The organism is Cryobacterium glaciale (genome assembly GCF_004402535.1).
GTDB classification, from domain to species: Bacteria; Actinomycetota; Actinomycetes; order Actinomycetales; family Microbacteriaceae; genus Cryobacterium; species Cryobacterium glaciale.
This window is the reverse complement of record NZ_SOEY01000006.1, coordinates 326,906-347,089: the sequence shown is the minus strand read 5'-3', so window position 1 is coordinate 347,089 and position 20,184 is coordinate 326,906. Positions and strand designations below refer to the sequence as shown.

At 62.5% G+C, this 20,184-nt stretch carries 20 protein-coding genes, 1 tRNA gene and 1 pseudogene; 16 read left to right on the top strand and 6 right to left on the bottom strand.

The features are described from left to right. Nucleotides 1–273 carry a DUF4031 domain-containing protein gene (locus E3O06_RS03390; protein WP_134501577.1) on the bottom strand — a complete coding sequence of 91 codons (273 nt, stop codon included), beginning with the start codon at nt 271–273 and terminating at the stop codon, nt 1–3. A gap of 248 nt (nt 274–521) precedes the next feature. Between E3O06_RS03390 and rplU the strand changes: the two genes are divergently transcribed. The 5 genes from rplU (at nt 522) to E3O06_RS03365 (ending at nt 5,373) form a co-directional block, all read left to right on the top strand. Then, nucleotides 522–830: a 50S ribosomal protein L21 gene (rplU, locus tag E3O06_RS03385; protein ID WP_104081810.1), complete on the top strand. Its 309-nt coding sequence runs from the start codon at nt 522–524 to the stop codon at nt 828–830. Between the two features lie 18 nt (nt 831–848). Next, complete coding sequence (rpmA, locus tag E3O06_RS03380; protein ID WP_035836705.1) at nt 849–1,106, top strand: 50S ribosomal protein L27; 258 nt, start codon at nt 849–851, stop codon at nt 1,104–1,106. 151 nt (nt 1,107–1,257) lie between these two features. Beyond that, a complete protein-coding gene (gene obgE / locus E3O06_RS03375; RefSeq protein ID WP_134501576.1) occupies nt 1,258–2,916 on the top strand; it encodes a GTPase ObgE in 1,659 nt (552 codons plus the stop codon). Next, nucleotides 2,913–3,719, top strand: coding sequence for a glutamate 5-kinase (proB, locus tag E3O06_RS03370; RefSeq protein ID WP_134501575.1), 807 nt, complete (start codon nt 2,913–2,915; stop codon nt 3,717–3,719). The genes obgE and proB (E3O06_RS03370) overlap by 4 nt, the downstream gene beginning before the upstream one ends. Before the next feature lie 118 nt (nt 3,720–3,837). Further along, the gene (locus E3O06_RS03365) at nt 3,838–5,373 is read left to right on the top strand and encodes a right-handed parallel beta-helix repeat-containing protein (protein WP_134501574.1); all 1,536 of its coding nucleotides are present in this window, start codon (nt 3,838–3,840) and stop codon (nt 5,371–5,373) included. Here the strand turns inward: E3O06_RS03365 and E3O06_RS03360 are convergent. From E3O06_RS03360 to E3O06_RS03345, 4 genes are read right to left on the bottom strand one after another with little or no spacing between them, the layout of a single operon-like run. Continuing rightward, nucleotides 5,363–6,751 (bottom strand): glycosyltransferase family 2 protein, encoded by a 1,389-nt coding sequence (locus E3O06_RS03360; RefSeq protein WP_134501573.1) that lies wholly within the window; start codon nt 6,749–6,751, stop codon nt 5,363–5,365. The genes E3O06_RS03365 and E3O06_RS03360 overlap by 11 nt on opposite strands. Then, complete coding sequence (locus E3O06_RS03355) at nt 6,748–7,866, bottom strand: NAD-dependent epimerase/dehydratase family protein (protein WP_134501572.1); 1,119 nt, start codon at nt 7,864–7,866, stop codon at nt 6,748–6,750. The genes E3O06_RS03360 and E3O06_RS03355 overlap by 4 nt, the downstream gene beginning before the upstream one ends. Next, nucleotides 7,863–9,248: a UDP-glucose dehydrogenase family protein gene (locus E3O06_RS03350; RefSeq protein WP_134501571.1), complete on the bottom strand. Its 1,386-nt coding sequence runs from the start codon at nt 9,246–9,248 to the stop codon at nt 7,863–7,865. The genes E3O06_RS03355 and E3O06_RS03350 overlap by 4 nt, the downstream gene beginning before the upstream one ends. Nucleotides 9,249–9,263: 15 nt before the next feature. Continuing rightward, complete coding sequence (locus tag E3O06_RS03345) at nt 9,264–10,307, bottom strand: NAD-dependent epimerase/dehydratase family protein (protein WP_338144798.1); 1,044 nt, start codon at nt 10,305–10,307, stop codon at nt 9,264–9,266. Nucleotides 10,308–10,707: 400 nt separating this feature from the next. Here E3O06_RS03345 and proB (E3O06_RS03340) point away from each other — a divergent pair, with 400 nt between their 5' ends. The 10 genes from proB (E3O06_RS03340) to E3O06_RS03295 all read left to right on the top strand — a co-directional run bounded on the left by proB (E3O06_RS03340) (nt 10,708) and on the right by E3O06_RS03295 (nt 17,044). Beyond that, nucleotides 10,708–11,514, top strand: a complete 807-nt coding sequence (proB, locus tag E3O06_RS03340) for a glutamate 5-kinase (protein ID WP_134501569.1) — start codon at nt 10,708–10,710, stop codon at nt 11,512–11,514. A gap of 46 nt (nt 11,515–11,560) precedes the next feature. Then, on the top strand, nt 11,561–12,829 hold the full coding sequence (locus E3O06_RS03335; RefSeq protein WP_134501568.1) for a glutamate-5-semialdehyde dehydrogenase: 1,269 nt from the start codon (nt 11,561–11,563) through the stop codon (nt 12,827–12,829). 118 nt (nt 12,830–12,947) lie between these two features. Beyond that, a complete protein-coding gene (locus tag E3O06_RS03330; RefSeq protein WP_134501567.1) occupies nt 12,948–13,163 on the top strand; it encodes a hypothetical protein in 216 nt (71 codons plus the stop codon). 15 nt (nt 13,164–13,178) lie between these two features. Next, nucleotides 13,179–13,772, top strand: coding sequence for a nicotinate-nucleotide adenylyltransferase (gene nadD, locus E3O06_RS03325; protein ID WP_105036604.1), 594 nt, complete (start codon nt 13,179–13,181; stop codon nt 13,770–13,772). Next, the gene (locus E3O06_RS03320; RefSeq protein ID WP_134501566.1) at nt 13,769–14,851 is read left to right on the top strand and encodes a hypothetical protein; all 1,083 of its coding nucleotides are present in this window, start codon (nt 13,769–13,771) and stop codon (nt 14,849–14,851) included. The genes nadD and E3O06_RS03320 overlap by 4 nt, the downstream gene beginning before the upstream one ends. Nucleotides 14,852–14,975: 124 nt before the next feature. Next, complete coding sequence (rsfS, locus tag E3O06_RS03315; protein WP_134501565.1) at nt 14,976–15,389, top strand: ribosome silencing factor; 414 nt, start codon at nt 14,976–14,978, stop codon at nt 15,387–15,389. 73 nt (nt 15,390–15,462) lie between these two features. Continuing rightward, nucleotides 15,463–15,538 (top strand) — tRNA-Ala (locus E3O06_RS03310). 290 nt (nt 15,539–15,828) lie between these two features. After that, a complete protein-coding gene (locus E3O06_RS03305) occupies nt 15,829–16,173 on the top strand; it encodes a histone-like nucleoid-structuring protein Lsr2 (protein WP_134501564.1) in 345 nt (114 codons plus the stop codon). A gap of 45 nt (nt 16,174–16,218) precedes the next feature. Further along, nucleotides 16,219–16,620 (top strand): YchJ family protein, encoded by a 402-nt coding sequence (locus tag E3O06_RS03300; protein WP_134501563.1) that lies wholly within the window; start codon nt 16,219–16,221, stop codon nt 16,618–16,620. Between the two features lie 82 nt (nt 16,621–16,702). Next, a complete protein-coding gene (locus tag E3O06_RS03295; RefSeq protein ID WP_134501562.1) occupies nt 16,703–17,044 on the top strand; it encodes a TIGR02611 family protein in 342 nt (113 codons plus the stop codon). Between the two features lie 83 nt (nt 17,045–17,127). Here the strand turns inward: E3O06_RS03295 and E3O06_RS03290 are convergent. Continuing rightward, nucleotides 17,128–17,753, bottom strand: a pseudogene (locus E3O06_RS03290) (thiamine pyrophosphate-binding protein); the annotation flags it as partial. Between the two features lie 234 nt (nt 17,754–17,987). On the opposite strand from E3O06_RS03290, the gene glgX reads away from it, so the two are divergent. Then, the gene (glgX, locus tag E3O06_RS03285; protein ID WP_134501561.1) at nt 17,988–20,174 is read left to right on the top strand and encodes a glycogen debranching protein GlgX; all 2,187 of its coding nucleotides are present in this window, start codon (nt 17,988–17,990) and stop codon (nt 20,172–20,174) included. The last annotated feature ends 10 nt before the right edge of the window (nt 20,175–20,184 follow it).

Below are 20,184 nucleotides of genomic sequence, written 5' to 3'. Positions count from 1 at the left end.
TTAGAGACCTCGCCGTTCCCGGGCGCTCACCCGCAGGCCACTGGAGCGCAACCGCACGATCATCTCGCGAAAGCTCACCGGCAGTGCCCCGGCGGCGACCAGGTCGGCGTAGCGCGCTTCGGGCACGTCGTAGTGGTCCAGGTCGAAACCTCGCCGTGGAATATCTGCGGCGGCCGCGAAAGCGTGCAATTCCTCGAGATCTGAGTCGCTCACGAGGTGCGCCCACACCGTTCCGTGCGCCGGCCAGCTAGGCTGGTCGATAAGTATTGCCATGATCGAAGTCTACGAGCCACACTGTGTTTGAGATGTGGTTCGGACACGCCGTGCCGTTGGTTTGACCACGGGTAGCGGATCAGGTAAAGTCAACCCTTGGTGTGCGTTAGAAAAATAAACGCCAATACCAAGGTTTTCTGAGTGCGCTGGGCCAGCCGGTTCGTGTACTGCAGTGAATACAGCAGTCAAGTCAGAGCAGTGAGTTTCCAAAATCGGAGCCTCAGGCTCCCCAGAGATTGGTACGTAAAGTGGTTTACGCAGTTGTGCGCGCCGGAGGGCGGCAGGAGAAGGTAGAGGTCGGTACCATCGTGACGATGGACCGAATCAAGGCTGACAAGGACGGCAACGTCGAGCTGGCCGCCGTGCTTCTCGTCGACGGCGACAAGATCACCTCTGACTCTACGTCGCTGGCCAAGATCAAGGTCACCGCCGAGGTTTTGAACAACCTTCGCGGTCCGAAGATCGTCATCCAGAAGTTCAAGAACAAGACCGGGTACAAGAAGCGTCAGGGGCACCGTCAGGAGCTCACTCGCGTTCAGGTTACCGGCATCGCCTAGGCCTGAGGAGATAGACAGATGGCACACAAAAAAGGTGCGAGTTCCACTCGCAACGGTCGTGACTCGAACGCTCAGCGCCTCGGCGTAAAGCGTTTCGGTGGTCAGGTTGTCGGCGCGGGCGAGATCATCGTTCGTCAGCGCGGCACGCACTTCCACCCCGGCGTCAACGTCGGCCGTGGCGGCGACGACACGCTCTTCGCCCTCGAAGCCGGCTCAGTGCAGTTCGGCGCCAAGGGTGGCCGCAAGGTCATCAACATCGTGGTGGCCGCCGAGTAGGTTGGCACAATTTGAATGTCAGGGCGGGCTTCGGTCCGCCCTGACGTGTTTGTCCGTCGAAAATTTTCTGCACGACCCAGTTGATCTATCGCATTCGTTTCATAGCACCGTGTTTTGAAGCATTTCTTGCGCCACCTGAAAGGGGCACTCCATGGCCACATTCGTTGACCACGTGACGCTGCATTTACGAGCGGGCAACGGAGGAAACGGATGTGTTTCGGTCAAGCGCGAGAAGTTCAAACCCCTCGCCGGCCCCGACGGCGGTAACGGCGGCGGCGGCGGCGACCTCGTTCTCGTCGCCGACCCGAGCACGACAACCCTGCTCGGCTACCACCGTTCGCCGCACCGCAGCTCCGACAACGGCGGCCCCGGAATGGGCGACCACCGCAACGGCCACAACGGTGAGATGCGTGAGCTCATGGTGCCCATCGGCACCGTGGTCAAGGACGTGGAGGGCAACCAGCTCCTCGACATGAACGAACCCGGCCTGCGTCTCATCGTCGCGCCGGGCGGCCAGGGTGGGCTCGGCAACGCCGCCCTCGCTTCGACCAAGCGCAAAGCCCCCGGCTTCGCCCTGCTCGGCACGCTCGGCTGGGAAGGCGACGTCTACCTCGAGCTCAAGACCGTTGCGGATGTCGCGCTCGTCGGATACCCCTCCGCCGGCAAGTCCAGCCTGATTGCCGCCATGAGCGCCGCTCGCCCCAAGATCGCCGACTACCCCTTCACCACGCTGCACCCCAACCTCGGCGTCGTCGAGTCGGGGGAGTCGCGCTACACCATCGCCGACGTGCCCGGCCTGATCGAGGGCGCGAGCGAGGGTAAAGGCCTCGGTCTCGAATTCCTGCGTCACGTCGAACGTTGCACGGCCCTGCTGCACGTTCTGGACTGTGCCACGCTCGAGCCCGGCCGCGACCCGATCAGCGACCTCGATGTCATCCTCGGCGAACTCGACGCCTACCCGGTCCCCGACGGCCAGAAGCCGCTGCTGCAGCGCTCCCAGCTCATCGCCCTGAACAAGATCGATGTGCCCGAAGGTCGCGAATTGGCCGCTTTCGTCAAGGCCGACCTCGAAGCCCGCGGCTACCGCGTGTTCGAGATCTCCAGCGTCACCCACGAAGGGCTCAAGCAACTCAACTACGCCCTCGCCGAGGTCGTTGAGCAAGGCCGCGCCGAGGCTGCCGCAGCCGAAGCGAAGAAGCCGCGCATCATCATCCGTCCCAAGGCCGTTGACGAGGGTGGCTTCGTCATCAAGGTCGAGGGCGGCACCTTCGGCAACATCTACCGCATTCTGGGCACGAAGCCGGAACGCTGGATTCAGCAGACCGACTTCACCAACGACGAGGCCGTCGGCTTCCTCGCCGACCGGCTCGCCAAACTGGGCATCGAGAACGAGCTGTACAAGTCGGGCGCCATCGCCGGCTCGACCGTCATCATCGGCCCTGGCCACGGTGTCGTGTTCGACTGGGAGCCCACTCTCACGTCGACCGCCGAGCTCATCACCGCCCCGCGCGGCACCGACTCTCGCCTCGACGAACCCAAGCGTCGTACCAGCAACGAACGCCGCGAAGAGTACTTCGGCCGGATGGACGCCAAGTCGTCCGCCCGCGCTGAACTCATTCGTGAGCGCGAAGCCGGCATGTGGCAGACCGGTGAAGAGGAATACAACGAAGACGTGCGCCTCGCCGACGTGGAGTTGACGGCCGATGGGGGAGTCGCTGCCGCCGAAACCGCCGCCGAAATCGAAACCGAAGCCGGCGGCGACAACGAGAACGAGAACGACGACGAGACTGCGGAAGAAGTACAGAAGTGAGTGGCTTAGCCAGAGACAACGTAGCCGGCGCGAAACGCGTCGTCGTGAAGGTCGGGTCCTCGTCGATCAGCGGCGAGAACTCCGACCAGATCACCCCCCTCGTTGACGCCCTGGCCGAGGCCTACGGTCGCGGTACCGAGGTCGTGCTGATCTCTTCGGGCGCCGTCGCCACCGGCATGCCGTTCCTCAACCTGGAGGAACGACCCAGCGACGTCGCCACCCAGCAGGCCGCGGCCGCCGTCGGGCAGAACGTACTGATCTTTCGCTACCAGGAAAGCCTGGACCGCTACGGCATCGCTGCCGGCACCGTGCTGCTCACCGAGGGCGACGCACTCAAGGAACCGCACCGCAGCAACACCCGCCGTGCATTGGAACGCCTGCTGGACCTGCGCATCCTGCCCGTCGTCAACGAGAACGACACCGTGGCCGTCTACGGTTTGCGGTTCGGCAGCAACGATCGCCTCGCGGCCCTCGTCGCGACCCTCATTCACGCAGACCTGCTGATCATGCTGAGCGACGTCGACGCGCTCTACACCAAGCCGCCGCACCTGCCGGGAGCGGAGAAACTCGACTTCATCGCCGCCGACGACCCGCTCGACGGCTTCGAATTCAGCTCCAGCGGAGCCACTGGCGTCGGCACCGGGGGAGCGAGCACCAAGGTCGTCGCCGCCCGCCTCGCGACCAAGGCCGGCACCGCCGTTCTGGTCACCTCCACCGAACTGGCCGCTGCCGCCCTCCGCGGCGAGCACGTGGGCACCTGGTTCGAACCGACGGCCAGCGAAGAGCGTCGCGCGTTGCTCTGACGCAGTTCAGTTATGCACACGGCTTGAGTGGATCTGGCGTGAGGTTCGGCGTAACGTTGCTGTTCGGCAAGGCTGGCAGATGAAACTCGTACAGTCGTCCTCCTGAAAGAAGTTAGGCATGTCGACGCTCCAAAGCGGCAGCGCTGCTACAGATTCCATTCTCACGCGGGTCTCTCGGCGCGCATTTCTCACCGCTGCCGTGGGAACGAGCATCGGAGTTATCGGAATGACGGCAGCCGACTGGAGCCATCCCGGTGCAGCGGTCGGTGCGGCTGGTCGGCAGCCGGGCCCGGGACCTGATTCCGCCGTCAATATTCCGGGGCTGGGCGTTATGCGCAATACGCGCGACGGATTTCGTCTGTTATACCCGAGCGGTCTGCGCACTCTGTATGTCTCCGGAGTCGGCAGCGATCTCAACGACGGCGTGTCGAACTCGACACCGGTTCGTTCCCTTCAACGTGGAATCTCACTGGCACGGCCAGGGGATCGAATCCGGGTTGGCGAAGGAACCTACGACCATGCGTTGTTCTACGATGTTCATGGCTCCGATCTGGCCTGGATCACTATCGAGAATGCTCCTGGCACGACCCCGGTCATCGACGTGTCACAGTCGACAACGTCAGACGACGCGAGCAAATTCAACGATGGTATCGACATTCAGCGCTCGAGCTACATTGCAATCTTTGGACTCGAAATTCGTGGCGCGCAGACGAGTGCCGACACCAATCCCTCCGGAGTGGCGATTTTTCGCTCGTCCTGTCATATTGCCGTCTGGGAATGCCACATCCACGATTTTCCCGGTGGCGGAGTCAATTGTTTCTACACGGCTCCGACTCGATGGGGCGCCGCGGTGCTTCCCGGTGGTGGATGGGACGCGGTCGACATCTTTTTCAACACCATCCACGCCACGTCGAAGTATTCCCCCTACAACACATCGGGTATCAGCTTCTACGGAGCGGAGAACCTCACCGCTACGGAACGTTACGGCTATCGCGCTGTGGGCAACTATATTTACGATGTCATCTGTACGGTGCCGTATTCGCCGGGTGGATTCGATTTCGTCACGGACGGCAACGGGATCAGCCCCGATTCCCTGGCGATTCCGAACTCTCTTCATCCGTTTCTGCGGCCATACCTCAAACGCGGTCTGATCGAGGGCAATGTGATCACGGCCTGCGGTGGTCGCGGCGTACACATTTTCAATACGAAGAACGTCGACGTCGTGAACAACACCTTGATCGGCAATCTGCGGACCGTAAGCCCCGCGATCAGCGGATCGACCGAGGTTGACGTACGCCTCTCCATCGCTGACCCGAATAATGGCGTGACCATCGTCAACAATATTTTCGCTCCCCTCAACTCGAAAATGGCCTTCGACCGGACGGCCCAGACCATCCGAGCGAACACCGCTGTCGGGGGCCAGGACCGCGTACCGATCGGAAACCAGGATCTCCGCGCCCTGGGACTGCGGTTGTTCGCGCAGGTTCCGACGGAGGCAGCGATGGTCGCCGGCATGAACCTGAAAGGCCTTCATCCAACCGTGGCTACCTGGGTGCCTCGGGCCGCAGGGACGTTGGGAGTCCAGGCCCTCGGTGCGGGACTGCAGACCGGGGCCAGTGTAACAATCGGTGCCCTGCCGCCGGTCAGTCCGTAACAACCTCGCGACGAACCAGCGCGCTGTTGGCGTCGCGTTTCTCCGTACGTTCCCAGACCAGACCACCGTCTTGCAAAAACATGGTGAAGCCCTTGGCGAGGGGAATCGCCCACCACAGCCAGTAGACCAAAATGAACACGAGATTCACCCGCAGCACGTACCGAACCCGGTCACGCCGCTGGGGTAGGACGGGCCGGGACATCCGGCCGGCCTGCACCATGCCCCACACCATGAGGGTGAGGGCCAAAGACATCGTCAGGATCGACAGCGCGGTCGTGCCGATGCTGAATTGCACCTCCCCTTGTGAACTGGCCACGAGCGCCCAGATTCCCACGGAAAACCCGATCGGGTTGAAAGCGAGTGATAGGCACGGCACAAAGTTGAGACGCGCGCGAAAGCGCTGTGCCCTGGTCATACCCATTCGGGTCAGCGGTGCCGACAGCGTCTGGAAGAATCCGGCAACCCACCGCTTGCGCTGCGTAACGCCCTGGCTCCACGTCGCAGGAACCTCTTCGATCAGGGGAGATTCGACCACCCCGAGCTTTGCGCCGTTGGTCCACATGCGCATCCCGATCTCAGGATCCTCGATTGTCAGCCACGGGTGGAAGCCACCGACCTTGAGAAGGTCGCTGAATCGAAAGAACAGGCCCTTGCCGAGTACGTAAAACGGATGCTGCCCGTCGGCCGACATGTGCTTGTACAGCGATGAATCCCACGCGATGTGATCCATGGCGTAAAACGACGCGGGCCAGCTGCTGAGCAGATTACCGGTGATATTCGTATTCTGCACGACGTCGTAGGATTCCATCCCGATCGCGGCGGTCTTCCAGAAGTCTTCGGGCACGACGCTGTCGGCGTCGATGTACGAAAGCAGCGCGTCCTCGTTGCCGGGCGCCACCTGATACATGGCCCAGATGAGCTGGCGCGTCTTCTTGGGAGGCAGCGCCTTGTCACCCTTGCGCTTGTCCTGGTGCCACCAGTAGGCCTTCGGGTTGGTCTCCCATGCCTGCCACACGGCATCCCAGGTCGGGTCCGTCGTGGCGGGGACGGGAAGAACCTCAAGAAAGGGAAACTCCAGCTGCAGTCGCTTCAGGGACGCAATGGTCTCTGGATCATTGTCATTGGGGATCGAAATGACGCGGAGCAGTTCTTGGGGGTACTGGGCCCGTCGCATTCCGGTAAAGGTCGTGCGCATCGTCTGTTCAAGCTCGCGGAGCACGGGATAGAACAGCACGATCTTAGGGAGTTTCGGTGGTAGTTCGGCAGATCGGTCGACCAGATTCACCGGCAGTGTGTAGAACCAAAGCGTGATGAGGGCGCTGGCTAGGTAAACGATCTGAACGCCGATGAGTAACCAGGTCAAAATCAGGCCGATCATACGGTGAGGCCTCGTTTGCGTAGCTCGTCGTTCGCTGCTGTCACCTTGTCAACTGCCGTTTGAGAGCCGACCCAGTTCACCAGTTCTTCCACCCCCTTGTCCCGAAAGCGGTACTCGGGCTCGAACCCGAGAATCTCCTCGGCCAGAGTGGGGTCGGCCCAGCAGTGGCGGATATCTCCCGCGCGGTACTCGCCAGTGATGATCGGCGCGATTTCCTCACGCCCTAAGGCTTTTGCCAGCGTGGTGGCGACCTCGGAGATGCTGATCGGGTCACCGATACCGATGTTGATGGCTTGGCCGTTGGCCTTGGGGGCGGTGAGCGCTAGAACCGTTGCCGTTGCAACGTCTTTGACGTGGATGAAGTCGCGCTTCTGGTTGCCGTCTTCCATCACGATGGGTGCAAGGCCGTTCAGGAGACGTCCACTAAATATGGCGGCCACCCCCGTGTACGGGTTCGACAACGCCTGGCGCGGTCCGTACGCGTTGAAATACCGTACGGCTGTGACATCGATGCCATACGCAGCACCGACCGACAGGGTGAGGAGTTCCTGATCCATCTTGCAAATCGCGTAGACGGAGGTCGGGAAGAGCGGTTTGCTCTCCGCTGTTGGAACCGGGGACAGATCCTGGCCGCAGATCGTGCAGGCCGGCTCCCAGCGGCGTTCCCTCAGCTGCGCCTCCGAGCGCAGGCGCGGGGAAATGGCCCCGTGCTCGGCGCACCAATACGAACCCTCGCCATAGATCGACATCGATGAGGCCACTACGATTTTGGACACGTCGTTCTTTCCATTGACGATGACGTCGAGCAGTCTGGCGGTCCCTCCAGTATTGGCATCGACGTAGCGGGAAATTTCGTACATCGATTGGCCGACGCCGACCTCGGCGGCCAAGTGCACGATTTGTTCAACGCCACGGAGTGCGTCGGTCAAGCCTTCGGCATCATTCATTTCGCCGTAGATGAACTCGGCATCCTCGGAGACATAGCGCGGGCCGTTGCCCGCGTGCACTTGCTCGACCATCTTGTCGTAGACCCGAACCTCGTGCCCCTGGGCCAGCAGATTGTCCACGACGTGCGATCCAATAAATCCGGCTCCGCCGGTGACCAGAATTCTCATGCGACTTCTTCTTCCTCGGCCTCGGAGAGGACCAAATTGCTGATGGATGTTGTAGCCCAGGCTGGCGCGATCGGCCGACCAAGGGCATGAAAATTCCAGCCCGCTGCGTTCCAATCGTCGGGCTCAAGCGCGTTTCGGGCATCGATGATGTTCTTTGCCGCAACCAGGGAGTGGAGCGTGCCCGGATCGAGCTCCTGATATTCTTCCCACTCCGTCAGGTGAACGACGAGGTCGGCATTCTGAACGGCATCGGTGATCGAGCCGGCATAGCCGAGTTGAGGGGCGGCGCGTCGGGCGTTGGCGATGGCAGCCGGGTCGTGAACCGTTACGACGGCGCCGCGGGAATGAAGTGCCCGCGCTACGTGCAAAGCCGGCGAGTCGCGAACATCGTCGCTGTTCGGCTTGAACGACGCGCCGAGAATCGCGATCCGGCGTCCCGCCACGTCTCCGTCGAGAATGTTCGCCGCGAGGTCAAGCACACGTTGGCGGCGACGAGTATTGACGGACTCCACCGAGCCGAGAAACTCCAGGGCCTCGCCGACTCCGAGTTCCTCGCCTCGAGCACGGAAGGCACGAATATCCTTGCCGAGGCACCCGCCGCCGAACCCGACACCGGCATTCAGGAATTGGCGTCCGATCCGGGCATCCTGACCAATGGCATCCGCCAGGGTCACAACATCAGCGCCGACGACTTCGCAGACCTCGGCCATGGCGTTGATAAAGGAGATTTTGGTCGCGAGAAAGGAATTAGCCGCCACCTTGACGAGCTCGGCGGTCTCGAGATCGGTGCAGAAGACCGCCGTGCCCTTGTCGAGGATGGGGGCGTAGACCGAGCGAAGAATCTGCTCGGATCGGTCGTCGCTCACACCGAAGACGAGCCGGTCGGGGTTCAGGGTGTCTTCGACGGCGAATCCCTCGCGCAGGAACTCCGGGTTCCAGGCGAGCATGACGGGCACGCCTGCAGCGGTGATTGACCGGGCGAGTGCGGCGAGTCGCCGAGCGGTCCCCACCGGGACCGTCGATTTGCCGACGATCAGGCAGGAGCGGGTGACATAGGAGGCCAATTCGGTCACGACGGCGTCGACGAAACTGACGTCGGCACTGTGAGAGCCCTCCAGCTGCGGCGTTCCAACGCACACGAAATGCACGTCGCCAAATTCGGCAGCCTCTTGGAGGGAGGTTGTGAAACTCAAGGATCCCGAGGAGACCGTTTGGCGCAGCAACTCGGGAAGACCGGGCTCGAAGAACGGTGCTTCGCCGCGCGCGAGCACTGCAATCTTGGCGGGGTCGGCGTCTACTCCCAGAACATTGTGCCCGAGGGCCGCCATCCCGGCCGCGTGCACGGCACCTAAATACCCCGTACCGATGACTGTTACATTCAATTTGCTCGATCCCCCTCAGGCAGCCGGCTCGGCATAAAGCCGCTCCAGCGAATTGTCGGACCTGTCGATGTCGACCTGCCCGTCTGGCTGAGCCCCCACCAGGAACGGGGCAGCGTCGCGCACCTCGTCCGGGCGACCGGCGAACCAAGCGATCGTCTGTTTCAGACCCTGCAGGATTCCGACCCGGGGCATCCACTCCAGTGCGCTCATGGCGAGGTCGATGTTGGGCTTGCGACGAGTCGGATCGTCGGTCGGAAGGGGAAAATACTCGATGTCGGAATCGGATCCCGACAGCGCGACGATGAGTTCAGCGAGGCTGGCTACGGTGCGCTCGCTTGGGTTGCCGATGTTGATTGGGCCGCTGTGGCTAGAGTCGAGCAGTGCGATGAGGCCACGAATCAGATCATCGACGTAACAGAAACTGCGCGTCTGAGATCCATCACCGTAGATAGAGAGGGCGTCACCGTTGAGAGCCTGGGCGATGAAGGATGTCACTACGCGGCCGTCGATGGCCCGCATTCTCGGTCCGTAGGTGTTGAAAATGCGTGCGATTCCAACGTTTGTGCCGCGCGTACGTCCATAGGCACTCGTCACGGCCTCCGCGTATCGTTTGGCTTCGTCGTAGACGCTGCGCGGCCCGGTCGGGTTGACGTTGCCCCAGTAGTCCTCCCGTTGCGGGTGTACCTGGGGATCCCCATAAACCTCGCTTGTGGATGCGAGAATAAACCGGGCTCCATGACCGTTGGCCAGTTCCAGCATGTTCTCCGTTCCGCGACTGCCCACCCGCAGTGTCTCTAGCGGAATCCGGTGGTAGTCGGGGGGAGATGCGGCGCTGGCCAGGTGCGCGACGGCGTCGACGCGCAACCCACTGAGCGCCAGGTTGATGGCCTCCCGATCCGTGACGTCCACCCTGACGAATGAGAAGTGCGGATTCTGCCGGAGGTGAGAGAGGTTCCCCTCCCGTCCGGTCACCAGGTTGTCGACGCAGGTGACGGAATCGCCCCGGTCTAGTAAGGCCTCACAGAGGTGGGAGCCCAGAAAACCGGCTCCGCCGGACACGACAGTATGCAAAGTTGTACCTCGTTTTTCGGGTGCGGGGTGCGGGGTGCGACGATTAGTCCCGTTCGACGGCGACTGTGTGACGGCCACCTCTGGGGTAAGCAGGGTGCCGGTCGGTGACCTGAGCATATTTCAGTGATTACCGACCGTCTGTACCCCTTTTGGGGTGATTGACGGGGGATATGCGCAACCGATACACCCAATTTTGATGATTGCGCATTTTCTTCATCGTTGGGTTGGCACTGAAACGGGAGCTGTCGAATCCTGACAGCAAAAATCATCGGTTGGATTCGGTAAACTTCGCATGATCGCGCACTTCGCGGTTATTATTTACGCCGGAGTTTTAGTTGTCTGTGGGGTTGCACGTTGTGAGTGTTGAATACATGGGGGATGCGCGCCGATGAGGGTGCACTCGCAGCAGGTCGTTCGTTCGGCGGCACGAATCGTCGTTAAAGTCGGTTCCTCATCCATCAGCGGTGAGAATGCCGGGCAGATCGCACCGCTCGTCGACGCCCTCGCCGAAGCGCACGGTCGCGGCACCGAAGTCATTCTGGTGTCATCGGGTGCGATCGCCATCGGCATGCCGTATCTGCAACTGCAGGAACGACCGACCGATCTGGCCACCCAGCAGGCAGCGGCATCCGTTGGCCAGAACCTGTTGATCTTTCGGTACCAGGACAGCCTCGACCGGTATGACATCGTCGCCGGCCAGGTGCTGCTCACGGCGAGCGATCTCGACAACGCCACCCACCGCGGAAACGCCCAGCGGGCGATGGAACGTCTGATGGCGCTGCGTATCCTGCCGATCGTGAACGAGAACGACACGGTGGCGACGCACGAGATTCGATTCGGTGACAATGACCGGCTGGCCGCCCTCGTCGCCATCCTGATCGGCGCCGACCTGCTCGTGCTGCTCAGCGACGTCGACGCTCTCTACACCTGCCCGCCGCACCTGCCCGGGGCCGAGCGCATCAGCCATGTCGCCTCCGGGGATCCGCTCGTGGGCATGGAGTTCGGCGCGACCAAGGTCAACGGTGTCGGCACCGGGGGAGCCAGTACCAAGATTTCGGCCGCCCGGATCGCCGCCCAGGCGGGTACCGCTGTGCTCGTTACCGCCACCGGACTGGTGGCCGAAGCGTTGCGCGGCGAAGCGGTCGGAACCTGGTTCGAACCATCGGCCGCGCCGTCAGCCCTTCGCCTGCCCTGAGAACCGGACATAGTCCTTGTCCATCCCCTCCGGTAAACTGGAGGGCATGTTGCAGTCACTGAACGATGTCGCCCAGCTCACGCCCACCCTCGAGGCCGCTCGTACGGCCTCCCTGTTGCTCGCTTCGGCACCGACGGAAGTGAAGAACACAGCGCTCAGACTGGTCGCCCAGTCGCTGCGCGACCACGTTGATCAGATCGTCACGGCCAACCAGGTCGATCTCGACGCCGGGGTCACCAACGGTCTCAGCACGGGCCTGCTTGACCGTTTGAAGCTCGACGAGCCCCGCATCCTGGCCCTCGCCGACTCCGTCGAACAGATCGCCCTGCTCACCGACCCGGTCGGTCAGGTCGTGCGCGGCAGCAGCCTGCCCAACGGCATCAAGATCAGCCAGGTGCGCGTTCCCTTCGGCGTAATCGGCGTCATCTATGAGGCTCGTCCCAACGTCACGGTGGACCTCGCTGCGCTCGCGCTGAAGAGTGGCAATGCCGTCGTGCTCCGTGGCGGTTCCGCCGCTGAGAACAGCAACCGTGTGCTCATCGATCTGGTGCAGGCGGCCCTCACCGCGGCCGGGCTCAACCCCGACTCGGTGCAGACCATCGATCCCTTCGGCCGTGCCGGAGCCACCGAACTCATGAAAGCGCGCGGCTACGTCGACGTGCTCATTCCGCGGGGAAGTGCCAACCTTATCCAAACCGTGGTGACCGAGTCCCAGGTACCGGTCATTGAGACCGGTGCGGGTGTCGTGCACGTCTTCCTTGATGAGTCGGCTACAAAACAGTGGGCGATCGACATCGTGCACAACGCCAAGACCCACCGGCCGAGCGTCTGCAACGCCCTCGAAACTCTGCTCGTGCACCGCAGCGCCGCCGAACGACTGCTTCCCGATGTGCTGGCCAGGCTCGCGGCATCCGGTGTCACCATTCACGCGGATGCTCGCACCCGCGCGCTCTATCCCGACGCGGTCCCGGCGACAGACGACGACTGGGGCACGGAATACATGAGCCTCGACATCTCAGTGGCGATCGTGGATTCACTCGACGAGGCCATCGCCCACATTCGTCGCTACTCCACCGGGCACACCGAGTCGATCATCACCAACGACCTGCAGAACGCCGAGCGTTTCCTGAACGAGGTCGATTCGGCCGCGGTCATGGTCAATACTTCGACCAGGTTCACCGACGGCGGCGAATTCGGATTCGGCGCCGAGGTGGGAATTTCCACCCAGAAGCTGCACGCCCGAGGGCCCATGGGTTTGCCAGAGTTGACCAGCACAAAGTGGATCGTGCGCGGCACCGGCCAGGTGCGTGCCTAGGTCCGGAAGATGCCGGGGTCCGGCTAGAATGAGGCGACGGCGTGAGTCGTCAGGCCCGCGACCCGTCGCAGCCACCTCAAGCCGCGCCTGACCGGTGTGGCCCGTGAATGGAGAACCGATGTCTTTTCTGAGTGCCGTGCTGACCGAGGTCGAGCACATCGCCCTGCCGTTGCCGCTCATCGTCTACCCGATGGTCGCGGCCGTGCTGTTTCTGGCGCTCGGCGTCGTGTTGTGGAGCTTTCGCGATGTCGCCAACCGCCACAGCGGCAAGGCTGACGCCTACGCTGCCGCGCACGGCGGACACGGTGGTACTTCCACGACCGGTGGCCACTAGAAGCCTGGTCTTAACGTGACAGTTCGGCGTCCGCGCATCGGCGTGATGGGCGGAACGTTCGACCCCATTCACCATGGGCACCTCGTCGCAGCCAGTGAGGTCGCGCAGAGTTTTGACCTCGACGAGGTCATTTTTGTGCCGACCGGGCAGCCCTGGCAGAAGAGCGGCGTGACCCGGGGTGAACATCGGTATCTGATGACCGTGATCGCGACCGCGTCCAATCCGCGGTTCACGGTGAGTCGGGTTGATATCGACCGGGTCGGGCCTACTTACACGATTGACACGCTGCGCGACCTGCACGAGGAACGTCCGGACGCCGAGCTGTTCTTCATCACCGGAGCGGATGCAATCACCCAGATTCTCGGCTGGAAAGACGTGCGCGAGCTCTGGCAGCTGGCGCACTTCGTCGCTGTGAGTCGTCCGGGCCACGAGCTGAGCGTTTCGGGTTTGCCGAACCAGGACGTAAGCTTGTTGGAAGTGCCGGCACTGGCTATTTCGTCCACTGACTGCCGGGCACGGGTCAATCGGGGATTCCCGGTCTGGTATCTGGTCCCCGACGGGGTCGTCCAGTACATCTCAAAGCATCATCTGTATCGGAGTGTGGCATGACGTTGGGAGACCCTCAGCCGCTCAGCCGACGTCAGGCGCGTGAACTCGCCCGCGATCAGGATGAAGACCGTCCCGTCGTACACGAAGCCATTCCCACCGTGGAGGTTCCCGTGCTGGCGCCGGCCGCGCTTCGTCCGGCATCCTTCACCGCAACACCACACTCCCAGTCATCCCGTCGATCGAGTCGGCACCACACCATGTCGGAGCCGGACGCACCCACCGAGCAGGCGCAGCCAAACGAGCCCGCCGACCCGACAACGCCCGCCGCAGCCGAGCCCGCCACGCTGACTCAGGGTTCGGCGCCGCACAACCTGAGCCGCCGGGAACTGCGCGCCCTGCACGCGCGGGAAGATCTGACGGCGCCCGACGCTGCCCCTGCCGACGTTGCACCCGTTGATGCAGCAGCCGTCGATGTTGCAGCCGTAGATGCTGACCTGATCGAGGCGGAGCTGATCGAGCCCGAGCCGTCGAAGCCCGCCCCTGCCCCGCTCGTCGAACCTGAACAGATGTATGCCGAACCGATCGTGGCCGAACGGCTTAGCCAGGACGAGGCGCCGTCCGGTGCGACTGCCGCCTGGACACCGCCCATCGGGCACTGGTCGGTCGACGCGGATGCCCCGCGGGCCGAAGAGTCGCAACCCGACCAGTCGCTCGACGAACTGATCAACCGCGGTATCGGAGCCGGCGGTATCCCCACCACCACGAATGCACTGATTCTGCCGGCGATTCCCCACCAGCCCGGCAGTGCGAGTCCGATCTCCAACACCGGCGAGATCATGATCACCGGGTCATTCGACCTGCCGCGCAGTCTCGGCTCGACGGGCGCCCACCCGAATCTGTTTGATTCGTCCGAGATGGACCACATGATGGACCAGCTTGACGCCGATCAGCTGGGCGGAGATTCCGCCCCGGTCAGCGCCAGTCGTGCGGTGAGTACCCACGCTTCCACGCGGGGAATGCTGACCCCGCCGAAGAAGCAGCGCGCGTCGCTTCCGATGATTCTGGTCATCACAACGGCTGTTCTGGCCGTCAGCGTTCTGGCGCTGTTCGTTGTTGGCTACCTGTCGGGCGCTTTCTAGTGGCCTCCAGTGCGCGCCCCACCCTCTTCTGCTTCGCGAACCCGTATGGCTCGCTTTCTTTCCTTCCCTCTATCATCGCCGCGAGTACTTTCACGCCCCGCGGCACAATCTCAAGGATTCATTCATGACCACTTCGCCTCACGCACTCGAGCTGCTCTCCATCGCGGTCGCCGCCGCCGACTCCAAGGGAGGAGAAGACCTGGTCGCCCTCGACGTCTCGAATCCGCTTCCCCTGGCCGACATTTTCTTCATCGTCACGGGGCGTTCCGAGCGCAACGTCGTCGCCATCGCCGGTGAGATCGAGGACAAGCTGATCGAGGCGGGCCACAAGCCCCTGCGCCGTGAGGGGCGCGCTGCCGGCCGCTGGGTGCTCGTAGACTTCGGTGACCTGGTCGTGCACGTCTTCCACGAGGAAGAGCGTCAGTACTACTCCCTCGAGCGACTGTGGAAAGACTGCCCGGTGATCCCGACCGGCATCCCGTCCAAGGTGACGGCAGAAACCGCTGCCGAAGAGGTCTCCGAAGAGGTTACAGAGTAGCTTCGGTTTCGCAGATCACATTCTGTGTTGTAAGCTAACAAAGTTGTTTCGGAGAGATTCGAAACAACAATCTGGGTCCGTGGCGCAGCTGGTAGCGCACCTGCATGGCATGCAGGGGGTCAGGGGTTCGAATCCCCTCGGATCCACCAAATATAAAATAGCCCCGACATTGTCGGGGCTATTTTTTTGTGCCCGCGGTGGTTTCACATGATTATTCATTGTCCGACTTTTCTTGTGCGGATAGTGGGGAACGTTCGCGAGACTCACGCACGAAGCGCACCCCGGCTGCGGACGGGCGCTGGAATGGTGAATGCAAAAGAAATACCGCGTGGCGGGTATCGCAAAAGCGGTTTGGCCAGCGATAATTCGTTAGTGGTTAATGCCACACGCGAATGTATCCATCCCGAATGTATTCGACACCCCATTGGAGAATCTCAGAATGAAGAAGACCACGGTTCAACTGCTGGACGACCTTGATGGCACGGTTATCGAGAATGGCTCGGGAGCCACCGTTTCCTATGCTTTTGATGGAGACTCCTACGAGATTGATCTGTCAGGAGAGAATCTCGCTGAATTTCGAGCAGCGATGAAGCCGTACACAAATGTTTCACGGCGCGTGGGATATGTGGCCGCCAAGCCGCGCACGGCCGGTTCCGCCGGTTCGGACCGCGCCGAGCTGCAGGCCATCCGGGCCTGGGCCGCTACCAACGGCATCCAGGTGTCCGATCGCGGGCGCATCGCAGGGACCGTACGCGAGGCCTACGCGAACGCCCAGGCCAAATAGATCCTGCCCTGCACATCAGCGCTCCCCGTTACGGCGCCATCGGCTATGAACAACCAGGATCAACGGTGTCCGTGCCTGAGCGGAGACGCCTATTCAGCATGCTGCCAACGTTTTCATAGCGGGGGCGCCCTGCCGTCCACGGCGGAGTGGCTTATGCGATCGCGGTATAGCGCCTTTGCCTGCGGCGACGGACAGTATCTGCTGGATTCGTGGCATCCGCTCACCAGACCTGAGGCGCTCGAATTGGATGCGGCGATATCGTGGCGGCGGCTCGATATTGTTCGCACCGAACGCGGCGGTTTACTCGATAAAAAAGGCATCGTGGAATTCATCGCGCATTATCGAGAAAATGGTAGCGCAGGACGGCAGCATGAAATCAGCCGTTTTCTCAAGACTGACCATCGGTGGTTTTACCTCGATGCCGCGCCGGATAATTCGGTCGGGTAGTTCGGTCGGATAGTTCGACGGCCGGATAGCGCGAGGTAATCGGCGGAGGTGACCTCCCAGAAAATGGGCTTAGGTTGGGGACATGTCTGAGCACCTGTCCCGCGATATGGCCAGCGGCAACGATCCGCGGCATCCGGTGCGACGTGTTCTTCGTCGCGCACGCGCCTGGGTCGACGGGCATCCGTACCTGCTCTTCGCCTATCGACTCGCTGTGGGACTGTTCGGCACGATCATCATCGTGGTCGGTGTCATTCTCATTCCCCTGCCGGGGCCGGGCTGGCTCATCGTCTTTCTGGGCCTCGCCGTGCTCGGAACGGAGTTCGCCTCGGCCCGTCGGGTGGGCGCGTTCCTCAAACGCATCGTTACGCGGGCGTGGGCCTGGTGGCGAGCTCGCCGAGAGAACAGGGTGTCGAGGTCCGCCTGACCCCCGTTGCGACACATCGGTAAGTCCGGCGAAAACGGATCCGTCCGAACTCAGGGGTCCTGACATGGACGTCTTCGGTCGAGGGGCAGGAACTGGTCGTACGGAAAATTGGTACCGAGGAGGATCAGCAGGTCGGCGTCGTGGATACCCTCGTGTGCGGCGCCGTAGCCGAGCATGCCGGTCATGCCCACGTCGAACGGGTTGTCGTACTGGATCCATTCTTTTCCACGCAGGGTGTGCCCGACCGGAGCGGCGAGCAGATCAGCGAACGCAACGACCTCGTCGTGGGCGCCAGCCACACCGGCACCGGCGAAGATGGCCACACTCGTGGCCATCATTGATGGCATCGGCCAAGGCCTTCACGTCGGCGTGCCGATCTGGGAACTGGGGATGTAGCTGGCGATCGCGAGTACCGGGGCACCGCTGCGATGCGCGTCGTACAGGCCGTTGATCAAATGAAGGTTCCCCGGCCCGCAACTGCCGGCGCAGACGGCGATCTCGCCGGTGAGTTGGGCATCCGCTCCGGCAGTAAACGCGGCTGCCTCCTCGCTGCGCACATGCACCCAGTCGATGCCGCCCTTGGCCGAACCATTGTTCGACGCACCGCATCCACGATGGGATTCAGGCTGTCTCCGACGATCCCGTAAATGCGGCGGACGCCCGCCTGTTGAAGTTGGCCGATGAGCTGGTCTGCGACTGAGGATGCCATGCCTCCATTCAACGCTCAGGCGCGGAGGAAAGACAGTGCTGGTTGGCGACTGACACTCTCGTGATCAAAAGAACTTCTCACCGGTGCCTACCAACTCCCGCTCGCGCCGGGTGACCGGATATGTCGGCGGATGCCTGTAGCGTATTCTGCAAGCGCGATTCGGGCACCCGGCTGTGCCTGCCGTATCGCTGCTCTTGCATCTGACCGTGTCCCACCTTCCTTCCGAGGAGTCTCATGGAAACCTGGCCCGGAACCGCCTACCCCCTCGGCGCAACGTTCGACGGGAGCGGAACCAATTTCGCCCTGTTCAGCGAAGCCGCCCACCGTGTCGAGTTGTGTCTCATCGACGAAGACGGCGCTGAGACGCGCATCGAGGTGCGCGAGTCATCCGCTTATATCTGGCACTGCTATCTGCCGCTCGTGCAGCCGGGCCAGCGCTACGGCTATCGGGTACACGGCGACTACAACCCGGCGGCCGGCAACCGGCTGAACTCGAACAAGCTACTGCTCGACCCCTACGCCAAGGCGACCACCGGCGCCATCGACTGGGACCCGTCGCTGTTCTCCTACGACTTCGACGACCCCGACTCTCCCAACGACGAGGACTCTGCCGCGCACATGATGCTCGGCGTGGTCGTCAACCCATTCTTCGACTGGACCGGTGACCGGGCGTTGCGCACACCCTACAGCGAGTCTTTCATCTACGAGGCCCACGTGAAGGGCCTCACCAAGCTGCAGCAATCGGTGCCCGAAACGCAGCGGGGCACCTACGCGGGCCTGGCACATCCGTCGGTCATCGACCACCTGCAAAAGCTGGGCGTGACCGCCATCGAACTGATGCCGGTGCACCAGTTCGTCAACGACGGCACCCTCGTAGAGCAGGGCCTCAACAATTACTGGGGCTACAACACGATCGGCTTCTTCGCGCCGCACAACGCGTATTCGTCCACCGGCGATCTCGGCCAGCAGGTGCAGGAATTCAAGGGCATGGTGCGCAGCCTGCACGCCGCTGGCATCGAAGTCATCCTCGACGTGGTCTACAACCACACCGCCGAGGGCAACCACATGGGGCCGACTCTCTCGTTCAAGGGCATCGACAACGAGGCCTACTACCGTCTGATGGACGACGACAAGCGTTACTACATGGACTACACGGGCACCGGCAACACCCTCAACGTGCGGCATCCGCACGTTCTGCAGCTCATCATGGATTCCTTGCGGTACTGGGTGCTCGAGATGCACGTCGACGGCTTTCGGTTCGACCTGGCCTCTGCCCTGGCCCGCGACCTGTACGAGGTCGACAAGCTTTCGACCTTCTTCGAGCTCGTGCAGCAAGACCCGATCGTTTCGCAGGTCAAGCTCATCGCCGAGCCGTGGGACGTCGGCCCCGGCGGATACCAGGTGGGTAATTTTCCCTCCCAGTGGTCGGAGTGGAACGGCAAGTACCGCGACACCGTGCGTGATTTCTGGCGCGGGGAACCCTCAACACTGGGTGAATTCGCCTCCCGTGTGGCTGGATCGGCAGACCTGTACGAACATTCCGGGCGTCGACCGATGGCCTCGATCAACTTCGTCACCGCTCACGACGGCTTCACCATCGCCGACCTGGTCTCCTACAACGAGAAACACAATGATGCCAACGGCGAAGACAACAACGACGGTGAGTCGCACAACCGGTCGTGGAACTCCGGCGTCGAAGGACCCACGGATAACCCCGACATTCGCGGGCTGCGCGCCCGACAGGCACGCAACTTCATCGCGACCCTGCTGTTGTCGCAGGGGGTGCCGATGCTGCTGCACGGCGATGAGCTGGGGCGCACTCAGCTCGGCAACAACAACACGTATGCACAGGATTCCGAGCTGACCTGGGTGCACTGGGACGACGCCGACGGGCCACTGATCGAATTCACGGCCGCCGTCTCCCGCCTGCGCCGCGAGCACCCGACCTTTCGGCGCAGTCGATTCTTCGACGGCCGACCCGGCAAACGGGTGGCGGGAGAATCGTTGCCCGACATCGTCTGGCTCAACACCGATGGCGACCCGATGGCATCGGAAGACTGGGACGAAAGCCTCGCCCGCACGGTCGCCAAGTTTCTCAACGGCAACGGAATTCGTGAGCGCGACGTGCGCGGCCAGGACGTCGCCGACGTCAACTTTCTGCTCCTGTTCAACGCCGACCCCGAAGACGTCGAATTCACGCTGCCGCCCGACGAGTATGCCCCGGCCTGGGAGATCGTGGTCGACACCGCCGGAGAGGGAGCTGATTCCATCGCCCGCCCGGCGGGAGCCATTCAGACCGTGGCTGGTCGTTCCCTCGTCGTGCTGCGCGCGTATCACGAACCCGAAGCGGCGCCGGATCACTCCGTCGCGGCTTCGCTGGCCGGCGCCACCGGCCTGATCACACTGCCAGGCCACAGCTGAAGGCCGGGCC

Bases quoted from the DNA above. Each gene is read 5' to 3' on its own strand.
- E3O06_RS03390 (WP_134501577.1), bottom strand. From the start codon at position 273: ATGGCAATACTTATCGACCAGCCTAGCTGGCCGGCGCACGGAACGGTG.
- rpmA (WP_035836705.1), top strand. From the start codon at position 849: ATGGCACACAAAAAAGGTGCGAGTTCCACTCGCAACGGTCGTGACTCG.
- obgE (WP_134501576.1), top strand. From the start codon at position 1,258: ATGGCCACATTCGTTGACCACGTGACGCTGCATTTACGAGCGGGCAAC.
- E3O06_RS03365 (WP_134501574.1), top strand. From the start codon at position 3,838: ATGTCGACGCTCCAAAGCGGCAGCGCTGCTACAGATTCCATTCTCACG.
- E3O06_RS03360 (WP_134501573.1), bottom strand. From the start codon at position 6,751: ATGATCGGCCTGATTTTGACCTGGTTACTCATCGGCGTTCAGATCGTT.
- E3O06_RS03355 (WP_134501572.1), bottom strand. From the start codon at position 7,866: ATGAGAATTCTGGTCACCGGCGGAGCCGGATTTATTGGATCGCACGTC.
- proB (WP_134501569.1), top strand. From the start codon at position 10,708: ATGAGGGTGCACTCGCAGCAGGTCGTTCGTTCGGCGGCACGAATCGTC.
- E3O06_RS03335 (WP_134501568.1), top strand. From the start codon at position 11,561: ATGTTGCAGTCACTGAACGATGTCGCCCAGCTCACGCCCACCCTCGAG.
- E3O06_RS03330 (WP_134501567.1), top strand. From the start codon at position 12,948: ATGTCTTTTCTGAGTGCCGTGCTGACCGAGGTCGAGCACATCGCCCTG.
- E3O06_RS03320 (WP_134501566.1), top strand. From the start codon at position 13,769: ATGACGTTGGGAGACCCTCAGCCGCTCAGCCGACGTCAGGCGCGTGAA.
- rsfS (WP_134501565.1), top strand. From the start codon at position 14,976: ATGACCACTTCGCCTCACGCACTCGAGCTGCTCTCCATCGCGGTCGCC.
- E3O06_RS03305 (WP_134501564.1), top strand. From the start codon at position 15,829: ATGAAGAAGACCACGGTTCAACTGCTGGACGACCTTGATGGCACGGTT.
- E3O06_RS03300 (WP_134501563.1), top strand. From the start codon at position 16,219: ATGAACAACCAGGATCAACGGTGTCCGTGCCTGAGCGGAGACGCCTAT.
- E3O06_RS03295 (WP_134501562.1), top strand. From the start codon at position 16,703: ATGTCTGAGCACCTGTCCCGCGATATGGCCAGCGGCAACGATCCGCGG.
- glgX (WP_134501561.1), top strand. From the start codon at position 17,988: ATGGAAACCTGGCCCGGAACCGCCTACCCCCTCGGCGCAACGTTCGAC.